General features: G+C 68.7%; 18 protein-coding genes. 13 read left to right on the top strand and 5 right to left on the bottom strand.

The genetic code is table 11. The annotated features are described in order from the left end of the window. Positions 1-6: 6 nt before the first annotated feature. Entirely contained in the window at positions 7-519 is a 513-nt protein-coding gene (locus DIE11_RS21760; protein ID WP_059607383.1) for a winged helix DNA-binding protein, read from the top strand. A 68-nt stretch (positions 520-587) separates the two neighbouring features. Here the strand turns inward: DIE11_RS21760 and DIE11_RS21755 are convergent, their stop codons facing one another. Next, positions 588-1,196: a 5-formyltetrahydrofolate cyclo-ligase gene (locus DIE11_RS21755; protein ID WP_059607382.1), complete on the bottom strand. Its 609-nt coding sequence runs from the start codon at positions 1,194-1,196 to the stop codon at positions 588-590. Positions 1,197-1,204: 8 nt separating this feature from the next. Between DIE11_RS21755 and DIE11_RS21750 the strand changes: the two genes are divergently transcribed. The 4 genes from DIE11_RS21750 to DIE11_RS21735 are packed head-to-tail and all read left to right on the top strand — an operon-like array spanning position 1,205 to position 6,114. Next, positions 1,205-3,157: a lytic transglycosylase domain-containing protein gene (locus DIE11_RS21750; RefSeq protein WP_124626957.1), complete on the top strand. Its 1,953-nt coding sequence runs from the start codon at positions 1,205-1,207 to the stop codon at positions 3,155-3,157. A 57-nt stretch (positions 3,158-3,214) separates the two neighbouring features. After that, positions 3,215-4,174: a complex I NDUFA9 subunit family protein gene (locus DIE11_RS21745; RefSeq protein ID WP_124626955.1), complete on the top strand. Its 960-nt coding sequence runs from the start codon at positions 3,215-3,217 to the stop codon at positions 4,172-4,174. A 54-nt stretch (positions 4,175-4,228) separates the two neighbouring features. Beyond that, a complete protein-coding gene (locus DIE11_RS21740; protein ID WP_059607377.1) occupies positions 4,229-4,876 on the top strand; it encodes a glutathione S-transferase family protein in 648 nt (215 codons plus the stop codon). After that, positions 4,873-6,114 (top strand): multifunctional CCA addition/repair protein, encoded by a 1,242-nt coding sequence (locus DIE11_RS21735; RefSeq protein ID WP_124626953.1) that lies wholly within the window; start codon positions 4,873-4,875, stop codon positions 6,112-6,114. The genes DIE11_RS21740 and DIE11_RS21735 overlap by 4 nt, the downstream gene beginning before the upstream one ends. A 45-nt stretch (positions 6,115-6,159) precedes the next feature. Here the strand turns inward: DIE11_RS21735 and DIE11_RS21730 are convergent, their stop codons facing one another. Next, positions 6,160-6,978 (bottom strand): helix-turn-helix domain-containing protein, encoded by an 819-nt coding sequence (locus DIE11_RS21730; protein WP_059607373.1) that lies wholly within the window; start codon positions 6,976-6,978, stop codon positions 6,160-6,162. A 454-nt stretch (positions 6,979-7,432) separates the two neighbouring features. Here DIE11_RS21730 and DIE11_RS21720 point away from each other — a divergent pair, with 454 nt between their 5' ends. After that, positions 7,433-9,283 carry a M24 family metallopeptidase gene (locus DIE11_RS21720; RefSeq protein ID WP_124626950.1) on the top strand — a complete coding sequence of 617 codons (1,851 nt, stop codon included), beginning with the start codon at positions 7,433-7,435 and terminating at the stop codon, positions 9,281-9,283. 131 nt (positions 9,284-9,414) lie between these two features. Here the strand turns inward: DIE11_RS21720 and DIE11_RS21715 are convergent, their stop codons facing one another. The 3 genes from DIE11_RS21715 to flgA all read right to left on the bottom strand — a co-directional run bounded on the left by DIE11_RS21715 (position 9,415) and on the right by flgA (position 11,624). After that, positions 9,415-9,855, bottom strand: coding sequence for a flagella synthesis protein FlgN (locus DIE11_RS21715; RefSeq protein ID WP_039317824.1), 441 nt, complete (start codon positions 9,853-9,855; stop codon positions 9,415-9,417). An 85-nt stretch (positions 9,856-9,940) separates the two neighbouring features. Then, positions 9,941-10,273 carry a flagellar biosynthesis anti-sigma factor FlgM gene (gene flgM / locus DIE11_RS21710; RefSeq protein ID WP_124626948.1) on the bottom strand — a complete coding sequence of 111 codons (333 nt, stop codon included), beginning with the start codon at positions 10,271-10,273 and terminating at the stop codon, positions 9,941-9,943. Between the two features lie 118 nt (positions 10,274-10,391). After that, positions 10,392-11,624 carry a flagellar basal body P-ring formation chaperone FlgA gene (gene flgA / locus DIE11_RS21705; RefSeq protein ID WP_124626947.1) on the bottom strand — a complete coding sequence of 411 codons (1,233 nt, stop codon included), beginning with the start codon at positions 11,622-11,624 and terminating at the stop codon, positions 10,392-10,394. A gap of 206 nt (positions 11,625-11,830) precedes the next feature. Between flgA and flgB the strand changes: the two genes are divergently transcribed. The 7 genes from flgB to flgH all read left to right on the top strand — a co-directional run bounded on the left by flgB (position 11,831) and on the right by flgH (position 17,181). Then, positions 11,831-12,319 carry a flagellar basal body rod protein FlgB gene (gene flgB, locus DIE11_RS21700; protein ID WP_059448497.1) on the top strand — a complete coding sequence of 163 codons (489 nt, stop codon included), beginning with the start codon at positions 11,831-11,833 and terminating at the stop codon, positions 12,317-12,319. 38 nt (positions 12,320-12,357) lie between these two features. Continuing rightward, positions 12,358-12,783: a flagellar basal body rod protein FlgC gene (gene flgC, locus DIE11_RS21695; protein WP_059448498.1), complete on the top strand. Its 426-nt coding sequence runs from the start codon at positions 12,358-12,360 to the stop codon at positions 12,781-12,783. A 67-nt stretch (positions 12,784-12,850) separates the two neighbouring features. Continuing rightward, positions 12,851-13,597 carry a flagellar hook assembly protein FlgD gene (flgD, locus tag DIE11_RS21690; protein WP_124626945.1) on the top strand — a complete coding sequence of 249 codons (747 nt, stop codon included), beginning with the start codon at positions 12,851-12,853 and terminating at the stop codon, positions 13,595-13,597. Between the two features lie 28 nt (positions 13,598-13,625). Further along, on the top strand, positions 13,626-14,867 hold the full coding sequence (gene flgE / locus DIE11_RS21685; protein ID WP_124626942.1) for a flagellar hook protein FlgE: 1,242 nt from the start codon (positions 13,626-13,628) through the stop codon (positions 14,865-14,867). A 20-nt stretch (positions 14,868-14,887) separates the two neighbouring features. Next, a complete protein-coding gene (flgF, locus tag DIE11_RS21680) occupies positions 14,888-15,646 on the top strand; it encodes a flagellar basal-body rod protein FlgF (RefSeq protein ID WP_124626940.1) in 759 nt (252 codons plus the stop codon). 35 nt (positions 15,647-15,681) lie between these two features. Next, complete coding sequence (gene flgG / locus DIE11_RS21675) at positions 15,682-16,470, top strand: flagellar basal-body rod protein FlgG (RefSeq protein WP_014895799.1); 789 nt, start codon at positions 15,682-15,684, stop codon at positions 16,468-16,470. Between the two features lie 21 nt (positions 16,471-16,491). Next, positions 16,492-17,181, top strand: a complete 690-nt coding sequence (flgH, locus tag DIE11_RS21670; RefSeq protein WP_124626938.1) for a flagellar basal body L-ring protein FlgH — start codon at positions 16,492-16,494, stop codon at positions 17,179-17,181. Positions 17,182-17,184 lie beyond the last annotated feature (3 nt).

Here is a 17,184-nt window from a genome sequence, read left to right as displayed (position 1 = left end):
CTTTCCATGAAGCGTCCCCCGACCAAGATCGTGTCATCCGAACACCTCGTTTCCGATTCGAGCGCGGAGCTGTCGGAACTCGAATACGGGCTCATCATGGCCGGCAATGCCTTCAACCGCTGGATGGTGCGCTGCATGTCGGCCGCGGGTGCGAAGGACATGACGGCGGTCGAGGTGTCGCTGCTGCATCACGTCAGCCATCGCGAACGCAAGAAGAAGCTCGCCGACATCTGCTTCGTGCTCAATATCGAGGATACGCACGTCGCGACCTATGCGCTGAAAAAACTGATCGCGCGCGGCTATGTGAAAAGCGAGAAGAGCGGCAAGGAAGTGTTCTTCTTCGCGACCGACGCGGGCCGCGAGCTGTGCATGAAGTATCGGGAGGTGCGCGAGCATTGCCTGATCGAGACGCTGAAGGACAGCGGCCTCACCAACGAGCAGATCGGCGACGCGGCGCAGCTGCTGCGCCACGCATCGGGCCTCTACGACACCGCCGCGCGCGCGGCGGCGTCGCTGTAAACGATTGCGGACAGGACGGTCGACGCGGTGACGCGCGGCATGCCGCAGACGCCGCGTCGCGCGCCCCGTCATCCGGCGGCCGGGTAAAGCGCGCCGTCGGTCACGATCCAGCGCATCGCGAGATCGTGCGCTTCGGCCGGCAGCGCATCCACGCGGCACGCTTCATACGCAATGCCGACCGTCACCGGCAGCGTCTCGCCCGGCCACACCGCGAGCGTGCGGTCGTAATAGCCGCCGCCATAGCCGAGCCGGTAGCGCTGCAGATCGAATCCCACACACGGAATCAGCAACAGATCGGGCACGACGACGACCCCGGACGCCGGCTCCGGAATCCGGTGATGCCCTTCGCGCATCGGCGTGTGCGCATCCCACGCATGGAACGCGAGCGGCGTGTGCTTCTCGCCGATCACCGGCAGCGCGGCGCGGCGACCTGAGCCTGCCGCGGACCACGCGAGCACCGCGTCGCGTGCGTCGAATTCGCCCGGCAGCGGCCAGTAGAAGCCGACCGTGCGCGGTGCGAGCCGTTCGAGCAACAGGCGCAGCCGCGCGTCGAGCGCGGCATTCGCGGCGGGCTGCGACGCGGCGTCGCGACGCGCGCCGGACAGCGCTTTGCGCAGTGCAACCTTCGGGTTCGGCACAGGGTTGCATGCTATGCTTTCGCTCACTTCGTGCTCCATTCAAAACGATGTCGAACAGCCTTTTCCGAGTATATCGCGCGGTCGCGTTCGCGCTTTCGGCCGCCGCGCTCGTCGCGGGCACGGCCGCGTGCGCCGCACCGAACGACGACACGCTCGCCGGGGACGACCAGATCTTCGTGCAGCTGCGCGAAGCCGCGCGCCGCAACGACGCCGCCAAGGCCGCGCAGCTCGCGGCGATGATTCCGAACTATCCGGTCCCGTCCTACGTCGAGTATTTCCAGATCAAGCCGCAACTGTTCGATTCGACGGGCCGCGCCCGTGTCGACGCCCCCGACGCCCCCGTGCAGTCGTTCCTGCAGCGCTACGACGGCCAGGCAATCGCCGACCGCCTGCGCAACGACTACCTGCTCGTGCTCGGCGCGCGCCACGACTGGCGCAGCTTCGACGACCAGTACAAGCGCTTCGTGCTCGACGACGACACGCAGGTCAAGTGCTATGCGCTCGAATCGCGCGCGGCGCGCGGCGAGAACGTCGCCGAGGCGGCGCGCGCGCTGCTCGTCGAGCCGAAATACTACGGCGACGCCTGTGTCGACCTGATTACGGCGCTCACCGTCAACCAGCAGTTCACGAGCGACGACGTGTGGCTGCAGGCACGCCTCGCGTACGAGCAGAACTACACGACCCTCGGCGGGAAGATCGTCGACGCGCTCGGCCCGCGGCCGGTCGGCTTCGACCAGGCAACCAGCGCGCCGCCGCTGTACCTCGCGCGCGGCGTCGGCCCCGACGCGGCATCGCACCAGCTCGCGCTGATCGCGCTCGGCCGCATGGCGCGCAACGATCCGGACGCCGCGGCGGGAATGCTGACGTCGATCGCCGGCTCGCTGACGAAGCAGGAGCAGGCGATCGCATGGGGTGCGATCGGCTACCAGGGGGCGATCAAGCGCTCGGCGCTCGCATCGGTCTGGTATGCGAAATCCGCGAACGCGCCGCTGTCGAACCCGGGTTACGAATGGCGCACGCGCGCCGCGTTGCTCGTCGGCAACTGGCCGATGGTGCGCTGGTCGATCGAACAGATGCCGCCGTCGCTGCGCAGCGATCCGGCGTGGATCTACTGGCATGCACGCGCGCTCAAGCAGAGCGGCGACACGCTGCAGGCGAACCAGGAATTCGAGCAGGTCGCGGGCCAGTTCAACTTCTACGGACAGCTCGCCGGCGAGGAGCTCGGCCAGCGCACGTCGATCCCGCCGCGCACGAAGGTGAGCGACGCCGACGTCGACGCGATGAGCAAGATCCCGGGCTTCGCGCTCGCGCAACGCTTCTATGGGCTGAACCTGCGCCTCGAAGGCAACCGCGAATGGAACTGGCCGCTGCGCGGGATGACCGATCGCCAGCTGCTCGCGGCCGCCGAATACGGCAAGCGCATCGACCTGCTCGACCGCACGGTCAACACGGCCGACCGCACGAAGGCCGAGCACGATTTCACGCTGCGCTACCCGTCGCCGTACCGCGACATCGTCGAGCGCTACGCGCAGTCGACCGGCCTCGACGTCGAATGGGCGTACGGGCTGATCCGCCAGGAATCGCGCTTCATCACGAACGCGCGTTCGTCGGTCGGCGCGGGCGGGCTGATGCAGCTGATGCCGGCCACCGCGCAGATCGTCGCGAAGAAGCTCGGGATGGGCGCGATCACGCGTGCGCAGATGCATGACATCAATACGAACATCCAGCTCGGCACCTGGTACCTGTCGGACATCTACAACAACTTCGACAGCTCGCCGGTGCTGGCGACGGCCGGCTACAACGCGGGCCCGGGCCGGCCGCGCCAGTGGCGCCAGGTGTTGACGCAGCCGGTCGAAGGCGCGATCTTCGCGGAGACGATTCCATTCAACGAGACGCGCGACTACGTGAAGAACGTGCTGTCGAATACCGTCTACTACGCGGCGCTCTTCGAGGGCAAGCCGCAGTCGTTGAAGAAGCGCCTAGGCATGATCTCGCCCTGATCCGCCATCTTCACACTGCCGCGCGAGACGCGGCAGTGTGCTTTTGAGGTCACCATCATGGATCGTCAGACCGTCGCGCTGTTGGGTGGCACCGGCTTCATCGGCAGCCGGCTCGTCAATGCGCTGATCGACGCCGGCAAGCAGGTACGGATCGGCACGCGGCGGCGCGAGCATGCACGCCACCTGCAGATGCTGCCGGTCGAGATCGTCGAGCTCGACGATCTCGATACGCGCACGCTGGCGCGGTTCGTTGCCGGCGCGCATGCGGCCGTCAACCTCGTCGGCGTGCTGCACGGCGGCCGCGGCACGCCGTACGGGCCCGGGTTCGAGCGCGCGCACGTCGCGCTGCCGGCCGCGCTGGCCGCCGCGTGCGTCGAAGTCGGCGTGCGGCGCGTGCTGCACATGAGCGCGCTCGGCGCCGATTCGCACGGCCCGAGCATGTACCAGCGCTCGAAGGGCGACGGCGAGGCCGCGCTGCATGCGGTCGCGGCGACCGATTCGCTCGCGCTGACGATCTTCCGCCCGTCGGTCGTGTTCGGCCCCGGCGACGCGTTCCTGAACACGTTCGCGAACCTGCAGCGCACGCTGCCGGTGCTGCCGCTCGCGATGCCCGACGCGCGCTTCCAGCCGGTGTTCGTCGGCGACGTCGTGCGCGCGTTCGTCAACACGCTCGATCTCGCGGCCGCGCACGGCAAGACCTACGAACTCGGCGGCCCGACCGTCTACACGCTCGAGCAACTGGTGCGCTATTGCGGCACGCTGGTCGGCCGTCAGGCACGCATCGTGCGCCTGCCCGACGCGCTCGCGCGGCTGCAGGCGAGCGTGTTCGAATGCCTGCCCGGCGAGCCGGTGATCACGCGCGACAATCTCGCGTCGATGTCGGTGCCGAACGTGCTGTCCGGGCCGCTCGCGCCCGAACTCGGGATCGCGCCCGCGAGTCTCGAGAGCATCGCGCCCGCGTATCTCGGCCATGCCGCGCGGCGCTCCCGCTTCGACTGGTTCCGCTCGCGCCGCTAGGCGTCGCGGGCCGTCGCTTCCGTCATTCACTTTCGCGCTTTTCGGAACCTCGCCATGAAACTCATCATTGGAGACAAGAATTACTCGTCGTGGTCGATGCGGCCGTGGCTGCTGCTCGCGCATTTCGGCATCCCGTTCGACGAGATCGCCATCGAGCTGCGCCGCGACGATACGGCCGCGCGCATCCGCGAGTATTCGCCGACCGGCAAGGTGCCGTGCCTGATCGACGACCACGGCGTCGCGATCTGGGATTCGCTCGCGATCGCCGAGACGCTCGCCGAGCGCTATCCGCAGTTCCCGATGTGGCCGGCCGATCCGCTCGATCGCGTACATGCGCGCTGCATCTCGGCCGAGATGCACTCGGGCTTCGCCGCGCTGCGCACGCAGATGGGGATGAACGTGCGCGCGTCGATGCCGGGGCGCGGCGCGACGCCCGATGCGCTTGCCGACGTCGCGCGCATCGACGCGCTGTGGGGTGCATGCATCGAGGCATCGGGCGGACCGTTCCTGTTCGGTGAATTCGGGATTGCCGATGCGATGTATGCGCCCGTCGTGATGCGTTTCAACACGTATGCGCCGGAGTTGTCGCCGGAGGCGGCCGGGTATGCCGCGCGCGTGACGGCGCTGCCGGCGGTGCAGCGCTGGATCGATGCCGCGCGCCGCGAAACCCACGTGATCGCCGAATACGAACCGACGCCATGAACATCTACGCAGTAGGCGGAGCGATCCGCGACGAATTGCTCGGCGTGCCGGTGCAGGACCGCGACTACGTGGTGGTGGGCGCGACGCCCGAGCAGATGGCCGCGCAGGGCTTCCGGCCGGTCGGCAAGGATTTCCCCGTGTTCCTGCATCCGGATACGCAGGAGGAATACGCGCTCGCGCGCACCGAACGCAAGACGGCGGCCGGCTATCATGGCTTCCAGTTCTACTACGCGCCGGACGTGACGCTCGACGAGGACCTCGCGCGGCGCGACCTGACGATCAACGCGATGGCGCGTGAAGTGAGCCCGGAGGGCGCGCTGGTCGGCCCGGTGATCGATCCGTTCGATGGGCAGGCCGACCTGCGTGCACGTGTGTTCCGACACGTCGGCGACGCGTTCGTCGAGGATCCGGTGCGGATCCTGCGGATCGCGCGCTTTGCCGCGCGCTTCGCGGATTTCACGGTCGCGGACGATACGCTCGCGCTGATGCGGCGGATGGTCGACGCGGGCGAAGCGGACGCGCTGGTGCCCGAGCGCGTGTGGCAGGAGATCGCGCGCGGGCTGATGGAGGTGAAGCCGTCGCGGATGTTCGCGGTGCTGCGCGAGTGCGGCGCGCTCGCGCGCATCCTGCCCGAGGTCGACGCGCTGTGGGGCGTGCCGCAGCGCGCGGACTACCACCCGGAAGTCGACACGGGCGTGCACGTGATGATGGTCGTCGACTACGCAGCGAAGCAGGGCTACTCGCTGCCGGTGCGCTTCGCGGCGCTCACGCATGATCTCGGCAAGGCGACGACGCCCGCCGACGTGCTGCCGCGCCATGTCGGCCACGAAGGCCGCAGCGTCGATCTCATCAAGCCGTTGTGCGAGCGGCTGCGCGTGCCGAACGAGTGCCGCGATCTCGCGCTGGTGGTCGCGCGCGAGCACGGCAACCTGCATCGCGTGATGGAAATGGGCGCAGCCGCGCTGGTGCGGCTCTTCGAGCGCAGCGACGCGCTGCGCAAGCCCGCGCGCTTCGCCGAGATGCTGCAGGCGTGCGAATCGGATGCGCGCGGCCGGCTCGGGCTCGACACGCAGCCGTATCCGCAGGCCGAGCGGCTGCGCGTGGCGCTGGTGGCGGCGCGCAGCGTCGACGCGGGCGCGATCGCGCGCGGCTTCGCCAACGATGCGATGCAGATCAAGGACGCCGTGCATCGCGCGCGCATCGAGGCCGTCAAGCAGGCACTGGCGATCGGGGAATAGTGCGCAAGCGCCGGGCGGCGTGGTGCGCCGCCCGGCCGGCTGCCGTCATTGCTTCGTGCGGGCGGTGGCGCGGCGGGCCGGGGTGGCGGCGGCCGGACGCTTGCCGGCGGCCGCGCGCGGCTTCCCGGCCGCTGGCTTGGCCGCCGCGCGGGCCGGCGTGTCGACGGGCGCGGCCGCGATCGAATCCGCGTCGCGCTCGCGCTTCGGTGCGGGTTTGCGGCGGCTCACGCGCGGTTCGCCCGGCGCCGCGCCGGCATCGCGTGCGAGCAGTCTGATCTTCATCGCCTCGGATCCCAGCTCGGCGCCGTTGTCGTCGAAGAGCGGCAGCGTGCCGACCGCGATCATTTCGGCGGCCCCGTCGCCAACGTTCGCGACGCGGTGGCGCTTCCTCGCGTCGAAGTGCAGCGAGTCGCCGGCAGACAGCGGGTAATCCTTCTTGCCGATCGTGTAGCAAAGCCGGCCGGTCAGCACGTACACGAACTCGTCGCCGCCATGCGCGACCCATTCCGATCGGTAGCCCTCCATCATCCGGACCTTGAGCGCGTTGATCTGACTGCCGTCGAAGGTGGTGGACAGCCGCTCGTACCACTGCGACGCGGCATCGACCGCGTACGGTTCGCGGCGTCCCGCGTGCGAGTCGGGCTGCGCCTGGCGCGGCTGGTCGATCAGCGTGCCGAGCGGCACGTTCAGCGCCTTCGCGACGTTGACGAGCGACGACAGCGAGATGCCGGTGAGGTGGCGCTCGACCTGCGACAGGAACCCGACCGACAGGTTCGCTTCGGTCGCGACTTCCAGCAGCGTCTTCTTCGCTTCCCGGCGCAGGCGGCGAATGCGCTGGCCGATACGCATGATGTCTGAATCCATGAATCTCTTTCGTGGCAACGAGTCGCAAGGCGAGCGGAGGGGCGGTGCCGTCGCCGGGATGCGGCTTTCCGCGAATCGCACGAAGCACGGCCGTCGGGACGACGATGCCGGCGCATTGTACCGCGCACGCCGGCGCCCGGACGCCAGGACGCCATGCGCCCCGCGCCAGGCAGGGCCACGTGGGGCCGCGCCGCCGTCGCGCGCGGTGCCGGCAATTTTAGCCCTACGAAAATTTTGGCTTGACCTCGATTTCAGCGTGCTCTAGATTCTGTTGCTCGCATCAAACAAAGTTAAGTGAGACAAAAATTTCCCCGAAAATCCGTCGATGGAACGACACCGCGGCACGGCTGCCCGCCGGGCCGCGCTTCGTCCCCGCACGGGCGGCGTGCCGCGCCAGGCATGCGCCGGCGCGTGACGCCGCCGGCCGCCGACAACAATCAATAACGGGTATCCGATGATCGATCGACTGAAATACAGCTTCTCCGGCCTTCCCTCGTACGACGCGTCCGTCGCCGACACGCAGGCCGGCCTGTCGCGACTGCTCGACGCCGCCCGGCTCGACGCGGTCGTGGTCACGTCGCAGGACGAATACATCACCGAATACCTGCCGCGCCGCAACAACCCGCGCTACGCGCTGTCGGGCTTCGACGGCTCGGCCGGCTGCGGGATTTTCCTGAGCGCGGCGACCGCGCAGGCGCTCGGCGTGCCGCCGTTCGTGCTGTTCGTCGACGGCCGCTATCACCTGCAGGCCGAACAGCAGTGCGACCCGGCCCGCGTGCGCATCGAAAAGCTCGGGATGAACGTGACGATCTGGCAGGCGCTGGCCGACTGGCTGCTCGCGCACGCGAGCCGGCTCGCGCGGGTCGGCTACGACGCGCTGCGGATCAGCGTCGCGCAGCGCGACCGGCTGGTCGAGCGCACGCAGGCGGCGTCACTCGACTGGACGAGCCTCGTCGAGCGCGAAATCGACCGCGCGATCGCGCTGCCGGGCTGGGTGGTCGAGCGGCCGATCTTCGAACTGCCGGACGCGATGACCGGCGCGAGCGTCGCGGACAACCTCGACGCGCTGAACCGGCGGCTCGCCGCACACACCGGCGCGGCGCCCGGCAAGACCGCGTTCTTCACATGCGCGTCCGACGATCTCGCTTACCTGCTGAACAGCCGCGGCTATCACATCCCGAATGCATCGTCGCACCTGGGCTTCCTGTTCGCGGTCGGCGAGCAGGTCGCGCTGTTCCTGCCGGAAGGCTGCGACCGATGTCCGGTCGAACTGGCGTCGTATCCGGCGCTGCACGTGATCCGGCGCGACTTCGCCGAACTCGAGCGCTTCCTCGCGCAATTCGCGGTCGACCACGTGTGCTACGGGTTCGAATCGGTCAACTGCGCACTCGTCGAGTCGGTGCGCCGCGTGTGGCCGCATGCGCGCCACGCCGATTTCAACCCGGTGGAGGCGCTGCGGGCCGGCAAGACGCCGGCGGTGCTCGACCGGTTCCGCGACGCGTTCGCGCGCAGCTCGGCGGCGATCGCCGAAACGATGCGCTGGGCGAAGGCCGGCGAGCCGGGGCAGCGCCATACCGAGTACGACCTGGCCCGCACGATCAACGACGCGTACGGCGCCCGCTCGGCGGTCGCGCTGACGTTCCCGTCGATCGCGGCGAACGGCGCGAACAGCGCATTCGCGCACTACACGGCGGCGAGCGCCGACGTCGAGCTGACGGAAGGCGAGCTCGTGCTGCTCGACAGCGGCGCTTACTACGACGCCGGTTTCGCGACGGACTGCACGCGCGTCGTGCTGCGTCGCACGCGGCCGGAGACGGTCGCGCAGCCGTGGCAGCGCGAGATCTACACGGTCGCGCTGAAGGCGTGCATCAAGGGGCTCGTCACGCGCTTCCCGAAGGCGGCGACGGGCGGTGACGTCGATGCGACGGTGCGCCAGGTGTGCCGCGACCACGGCTACGATTTCGGCCACGGCACCGGGCACGGCGTCGGGATCCACGTGCACGAGGGCGGCGTGCGGTTCGCGCCGGGCGCGCAGTACGGGCTGGTGCCGAATGCGGTGATTTCGGTCGAGCCGGGCATCTACCTGCCGGGCAAGGGCGGTGTGCGGATCGAGAACATCGTGATCGTGCGCGCGGACGACGAAGCATCGGACACCGTGGCGTTCGAGAACATCGTCACGGTCGGCTACGACTGGGACCTGATCGACGTCGAGCTGCTGAACGACGACGAGCGCGCGTACCTGCGCGACTACGAACGGCTTTGCGTGGAACGCGGCACGCAGGTCACCGCGTGTCCGCTGCTTTAAGACGGGGAAGTGCGCGCGGCCGCGGCAGGGCCGCGCGATGCGCAGCCGGCGCGTCGGTGCGCCGGCGTGATCGGTACGTCAGTGGAATCGGGGCAATCGGTGAAGTCGGTGCAGTCGGTGCAGTCGGGGCATCAACGCATCAGCGCCGACACGCGCCCGTCCGGGCCATAGACCCCGGCCGGCGCGGGCGCCGAGCGCAGCACCGCGAGCGCGCGCTCGTTGTAGTCCATCCGGATCCGGATCAGCATCCCGTTGGTCGCATTGGCCTGGCGCGCGCGTTCGGCGGCCTGCAGCAGCAACTGCCAGCGGCCGGCGAGGCGGGCATCGCGCTCGGCGGCCTGGTCCATCCCTTTCTTGCCGGCCGGAAAGCCGAGCGCGGACAACTGCGTGTCGCGCGTGCGCTCGAGCTGCGCGAGCCGGTCGATCAGCGCGCTTTTCTTCTCGACGATGCCGGGCAGCATTTCAAGCGGCTCCGGCGTCGTCAGTGCCTTTTCCTCGTAGGCGAGCAGGGACGCGAACGCTTCGACCGTCGCGTGTTCGTCGTTGACCGTGGCCAGCAGCTCTTCTCTCATCGCGTCATGCTCGTCGCGCCGGCACGCGTGTCCGCATGCCGGCAAACCAGGGGACCGGTCAGGGCGTGACGGGCCCCGGGCCGGCTCAGTTGCCCTGCGGGCGCTGCTTTTGCAGCAGGTCGCGGGCGGTATTCAGTACGCCGTCGGCGATCTTGTTCACGTCGATCGTCAACGTGCCGTTGTTCAGCGCGTCCTTGATCGACTGGACGAGGGCCGTGTCGATGTCGGCGCTGCCGGAGGCCGACAGCGAACGCAGCTGGCCGGACAGACCCGACAGGTTCACGGTCGTGTCGCCGCCGGTCGATCCTGCGTCGGCCGCCTGCGCGGACGACGACGAAGCCGCGCCGGATTGCGCGCGGGTCGCGCCGTTGCCGGTCGACGCGAGTGGGCTCGGGTTCGGAGTGGAATCGATCTTCACGATGGGTTTCCTGTACGGTATGACCCAGATAACGGCCGGGTCGGCCCGAACTTTAGCATCGTGAGCCCGAAATCCTCCGAATAAACAATTCTTTACAATCTTGCGGCGCGATCCGTCCCTATAGCGGAATTTCCACGGTCCCGGCGTCCTTGACGATCGCCGTGACGATCTGGCCCGCCGCCATCCTGACCCGCACCGACTGGCCCGGCGCCGCATTCGCGAGCGCGCTGCCATCGGCCGAGATCGTGAAGCCGGGGCCGGCCGCGACGACCCGCACCGTCTGGCCGGCCGACACCGACGCGGCACTCTTCAGCATGTCCTGGCGCAACGGCAGCCCGGCCGAGATCCGGGCCAGCGCGATCGCGCCGACCGCCTGCGCGGGATCGGTGATCACCGCCAGCGGCAGCACCGTCAGGTCGCCGTCGCGCGCGACGAGGTCGGCCGCGGTGAGCGGCTCGCCGGGCGCGATCTGCCGAGCGGCGACGTAATAGGTGGCCTGCACGGCGACCTTCGCCTGCAGATAGACGGTCCACGGCCGCTCGCCGGCGCAGCGCACGCCGACCGTCGTGCGGCCCCACAGGCGCGCACCGGTCGGCAGGAATGCCTCGAGCGTCGTGCACGCGGCGAGTCCGCGCGGAAACGCGGCCGCGACGGTCGCGGTGGTCTTGCCCGGCAGGCCCGCGACCTGCTGCTGCAGGAACGCGAGGGCCGTGCGCCGGATCGTGTCGGGGTCCTGCTGGCCGGGTAGCGTGGCCGGCTGGGACGCGGTGGTGGCCTGGGCCGGGTTCACGGCAGCGCCCGGCGCGCGCGAGGCCGGCGCGGCTGAAGCGGCCCGGGCCGCCGCCATGCGCGCGGCGATGGCCGCTCGCGCGGGATTCGATGCGGGTTCGGCCGTGCCGGCGACGACGGTCGCGACGGCACCCGGATCGGCGGCGCGCCGCGCGTCATCGCCGGCGTTCGTGCGCGCGGTGGCGTAGGCGGGGCGCGGCGCGGGCGCCGGCACGGCGGCCGGCGGCGGGACGCTCGTCACGACCATCGCGCCGGCCGGCGGCGCCGCATAGCCGGCCGAGGCCGTGCCGGTCACGCCGGCGCCACCGCCCGCGCCACCCGCACCGCCGGCCATCGCCATGCCCGTACCCGACGCCGTGCCCGCATTCCCGCCGAACTGCCCGCCGCTCGCCGCGTTCGCATGCGCGAGCGCGGTCTCGGCCGTCTCGCCGCGTCCGGGAATCACGATCATCCCGTCGTCCGCGTGCGCGAGCGGCACCGCGAGCCACAGCGCCGCGGCGAGCGCGAACGCACGCGCCATGCGCGTGCCGCGTCCGTCGTTTCCGCGAAGTGCGCCTGTCATCGCCGTGTCCTCGAAGCCGTTGATCCGATTCGCATTCTAGGGAGCCGGGCCGTCGCGCAAACGATGAATAGAGGGGGCCTTTGCCGCGTTATTCGTCCGATTGCCGGTTGCGCCCGACGCCTACCATCGCTGTCATGGAAAAAAGCCCCTTGGGTCGCCATCCGGCGCAAGGGGGCGTGCAGCGCTTCATACGGAGAGACGCACACATGCTGGACAAACTCGATGCCGAATTCGCGTTCGGCCGACAGGCGCTCGACGTGCGCGCCTATCGGCAGGAACTGCTGTCGTCGAACATCGCGAACGCCGACACGCCCGGCTACCAGGCCCGCGACGTCGATTTCGCGTCGACCCTCGCGCGCTCGCTGAAGCAGACCGGCGGCGGCCTCGCGCCGAGCAACGCCGCGCAATTGCCGATGGCGCAGCCGGCCGGCGTGACGAGCGGGATGACGATGGTGTCGACGGCGCCGGGCCACATGGCCGGCACCGCGAAGCTGATTCCGACGGGCGGCCCGGCCGACGACTACGGTCGCGCGCAGTACCGGATGCCGCTGCAGCCGTCGCTCGACGGCAACACGGTCGATCTCGACGTCGAGCGCGTGCAGTTCGCGAACAACGCGCTGCACTACGAAACCGGGATGACCGTGATGACCCAGCAGATCAAGGCGATGATCGCCGCGATCTCGACGAACTCGTAAGCGCGCGCCGCTTCCGTATCCGAGCACAAGGAGCCCCCATGCCCTCGTTGATGAACATCTTCGGCGTCGCCGGTTCGGCGCTGTCCGCGCAATCGCAGCGCCTGAACGTCACCGCGTCGAACCTCGCGAACGCCGACAGCGCGACCGGCCCCGACGGCAAGCCGTACAAGGCGAAGCAGGTCGTGTTCGCCACCGACCCGATCGGCGGCGCGCGCACCGCGTCCGGCCAGGGCGTCGGCGGCGTGCGCGTGACGAAGGTGGTCGACGATCCGTCGCCGATGAAGTCGACCTACGACCCGGCGAACCCGGCCGCCGACGCGAACGGCTACGTGCAGATGCCGAACGTCGATCCGGTGCAGGAGATGGTGAACATGATCTCGGCGTCGCGCTCGTACCAGGCCAACGTCGAGACGCTGAACACCGCGAAGACGCTGATGCTCAAGACGCTGACGATCGGCACGTAAGCCGCGCGCAGAGCGACCGTCCCCATCGAGACCCAGACCCGACAGTTCCGAAACAAGGCCACCCAGGATGACTTCCTCCAGCACGACGATCGGCGGCAGCGGCACCAACGTGTCGACCCTGCCGACCGACACGATGAACACCAACAACGTGTCGACGAACGGCACGTCGGCGAGCGATCTGCAGGCGACGTTCCTGAAGCTGCTCGTCACGCAGCTGCAGAACCAGGATCCGACGAGCCCGGTCGACAGCTCGCAGATGACGTCGCAGCTCGCGCAGATCAATACGGTGAGCGGCATCGCGCAGCTGAACACGTCGCTCACGTCGCTGTCGACGCAGCTCGCGGCCGGGCAGCAGACGCAGGCCGCGCTGCTGATCGGCACGAACGTGCTCGCGCCGGGCAACAGCGTCGCGGTGAAGAGCGGCGCGGCGTCGCCGTTCGGCGTGTCGCTCACGAGCGACGTGTCGAACCTGACGATCACCGTGAAGAACAGCTCGGGCGCCGTCGTCAACACGATCGACGCGGGCAAGCAGTCGGCCGGCACGGTGCCGTTCAACTGGACGCCGACGGATGCGGCCGGCAACGCGCTGCCCGACGGCAACTACACCGTGAGCGCGCAGTACACGGGCTCGGACGGCAAGACGTATGCACCGACCGTGCTCGCGGCCGCGCAGGTGCAGAGCGTGATCAAGCAGGCCGACGGCACGGCGGGGCTCGTGCTGTCGAACGGCACGACGGTGGGCTTGACCCAGGTCGCGTCGATCTTCCCGAACACCGCGTCGTCGTCGTCCGGCGGCACGACCACCACCAACTGATCCAGCTTTCTCGAAAACGGAGACCGAAATGGGTTATCAACAGGGTCTGAGCGGCCTCGCCGGCGCATCGAACGCGCTCGACGTGATCGGCAACAACATCGCGAACGCGAACACGGTCGGCTTCAAGTCGAGTACCGCGCAGTTCTCCGACATGTACGCGAACTCGGTCGCGACGTCGGTCAACACGCAGATCGGGATCGGTACGACGCTCGCATCGGTGCAGCAGCAATTCGGCCAAGGCACGATCAACACGACGAACTCGTCGCTCGACGTCGCGATCAACGGCAACGGCTTCTTCCAGATGTCGAACAACGGCGTGACGACGTACTCGCGCGACGGCACGTTCCAGCGCGACAAGAACGGCTTCATCGTCGATTCGCAAGGCCGCAACCTGATGGGTTACGCGGCCAGCACGGGCGGCGTGGTCAACACCGCGCAGACCGTGCCGCTGCAGGCGCCGACCACCAACATCGCGCCGACCGCGACGACCAAGATCACCGGCCAGTTCAACCTGAACTCGCAGGACACGGTGCCGGCCAAGACGCCGTTCAGCGCGACCGACACCACGACGTACAACTACTCGACGTCGATCCAGGTGTACGACTCGCTCGGTGGCTCGCAGGCGGTCAACATGTACTTCGTGAAATCGGCGGCCGGCACGTGGGAAGCCTACGCGGGCGTGCAGGGCGGCACCACGACGGATCTCGGCACGGTGACATTCAACTCGTCGGGCGCGATCCAGAGCACGACGACGGGCACGCCGGCCACCCCGACCGCATCGCTCGGCCAGTTCCAGTTCACCGTCCCGAACACCGACGGCTCGGCGACGCCGCAGCAGCTCACGCTCGACCTGACCGGCACCACGCAGTACGGCGGCAAGGACGGTGTGAACAACCTCGCGCAGGATGGCTATGCGAGCGGCACGCTGACGACCTTCTCGATCGGCGCCGACGGCAAGCTGACCGGCAACTATTCGAACGGCCAGACGGCGGTGCTCGGCCAGATCGTGCTCGCGAACTTCAACAACCCGAACGGGCTCGTCAACCTCGGCGGCAACCAGTACGCCGAATCGTCCGCGTCGGGCGTGCCGCAGATTTCGTCGCCGGGCAGCACGAATCACGGTTCGCTGCAGGGCAGTGCGCTCGAGAACTCGAACGTCGACCTGACGTCGCAGCTCGTCAACCTGATCACCGCGCAGCGCAACTACCAGGCGAACGCGCAGACGATCAAGACGCAGCAGACCGTCGACCAGACGCTCATCAACCTGTAATGCGCGGATAACCGGCAGCCATGGACCGACTGATCTACACGGCGATGACGGGCGCGTCGCAGTCGCTCGACCAGCAGGCGATCGTCGCGAACAACCTCGCGAACGCGTCGACGACGGGCTTTCGCGCGCAACTCGCGACCTATCGCGCGGTGCCGATGAATTTCGGCGACGGCAGCAACATCGACCCGACGACGACGCGCACCTACGTGCTCGCGTCGACGCCCGGCGCGGATTACGCACCGGGCCCGATCACGCGCACCGGCAACCCGCTCGATGTCGCGGTGCAGGGCGCCGGCTGGCTGTCGGTGCAGACCGCCGACGGCAGCGAGGCGTACACGCGTGCGGGCAACCTGCACGTCGACGAAAACGGCCAGCTCGTCAACGCGAGCAACCTGCCGGTGATCGGCAACGGCGGCCCGATCTCGGTGCCGCCGAACGCGGAAGTGACGATCGGCAAGGACGGCACGGTGTCCGCGCTGATGCCGGGCGACCCGCCGACGGCGGTCGCGATCGTCGACCAGATGAAGCTCGTGAACCCCGACCCTGCCACGCTCACGCGCGGCAACGACGGGCTGTTCCGCACCGCCGACGGCAATCCGGCCGACAGCGACCCGGGCGTGGTCGTCACGCCGAATTCGCTCGAAGGCAGCAACGTGAACCCGGTGACCGCGATGGTCGCGATGATCGACAACGCACGGGCGTTCCAGCTGCAGTCGAAGCTGATCCAGACGGCCGACCAGAACGAGCAGTCGGCGAACCAGCTGCTCAACTTCAGCTGAGCGGCACGGCCCTCGCTACCAGGAGAAGATTCAACATGAACCGATCGCTCTACATCGCCGCCACCGGCATGAATGCGCAGCAGGCGCAGATGGACGTGATCTCGAACAACCTCGCGAACACCAGCACGAACGGCTTCAAGGCGTCGCGCGCGGTGTTCGAGGATCTGCTGTACCAGACCATCCGCCAGCCGGGCGCGAACTCGACGCAGCAAACCGAACTGCCGTCGGGCCTGCAGCTCGGCACCGGCGTGCAGCAGGTCGCGACCGAGCGCCTGTACACGCAGGGCGGCCTCACGCAGACCGGCAACTCGAAGGACGTCGCGATCAACGGCGCGGGCTTCTTCCAGGTGCTGATGCCGGACGGCACGAACGCGTACACGCGCGACGGCTCGTTCCAGACCAACGCGCAAGGCCAGCTCGTCACGTCGAGCGGCTACCAGATCCTGCCGGCGATCACCGTGCCGCAGAACGCGCAGTCGCTGACGATCGGCAAGGACGGCGTCGTATCGGTCACGCAGCCGGGCTCGAGCAACGCGGTGCAGATCGGCTCGCTGCAGATCGCGACCTTCATCAACCCGGCCGGCCTCGAGGCGAAGGGCGAGAACCTGTTCGCCGAGACCACGTCGTCGGGTGCGCCGAACGTGTCGCAGCCGGGCCTGAACGGCGCCGGCGTGCTCAACCAGGGCTATGTCGAGGCGTCGAACGTGAACGTCGTGCAGGAGCTCGTCAACATGATTCAGACGCAGCGCGCGTACGAGATCAACAGCAAGGCCGTGACGACGTCCGACCAGATGCTGCAGACCGTCACGCAGATGAAGAGCTAACCGGAAAGTCCCGTCGTCGCCATGAAGCAGGTTCGCCTCCTCCCGTCAGCCCCCGTCCGCGCCGCGTGCGCGGTCGCGGTGGCCGCGCTCGCCGGCTGCGCGCAGATTCCGCGCGACCCGATCATCCAGCAGCCGATGACGGCGCAGCCGCCGATGCCGATGGCGATGCAGGCGCCCGGCTCGATCTACAACCCGGGCTACGCGGGCCGGCCGCTGTTCGAGGATCAGCGGCCGCGCAACGTCGGCGACATCCTGACGATCATGATCGCGGAGAACATCAACGCGACCAAGTCGTCGGGCGCGAACACGAACCGGCAGGGCAATACCGACTTCAACGTGCCGACGGCCGGCTTCCTCGGCGGGCTGTTCGCGAAGGCGAACCTGTCGGCGGCCGGCAACAACAAGTTCGCGGCGACGGGCGGCGCGAGCGCGGCGAACACGTTCAACGGCACGATCACGGTGACCGTCACCAACGTGCTGCCCAACGGCAACCTCGTCGTCAGCGGCGAGAAGCAGATGCTGATCAACCAGGGCAACGAATTCGTGCGCTTCTCGGGCGTCGTCAACCCGAACACGATCTCGGGCGCGAACTCCGTCTACTCGACGCAGGTCGCCGACGCGAAGATCGAATACTCGTCGAAGGGCTACATCAACGAAGCCGAGACGATGGGCTGGCTGCAGCGCTTCTTCCTCAACATCGCACCGTGGTGATGA

Source organism: Burkholderia sp. Bp9012 (assembly GCF_003853825.1).
Lineage (GTDB): Bacteria > Pseudomonadota > Gammaproteobacteria > Burkholderiales > Burkholderiaceae > Burkholderia > Burkholderia diffusa.
This window is presented reverse-complemented; position numbering and strand designations above follow the sequence as displayed.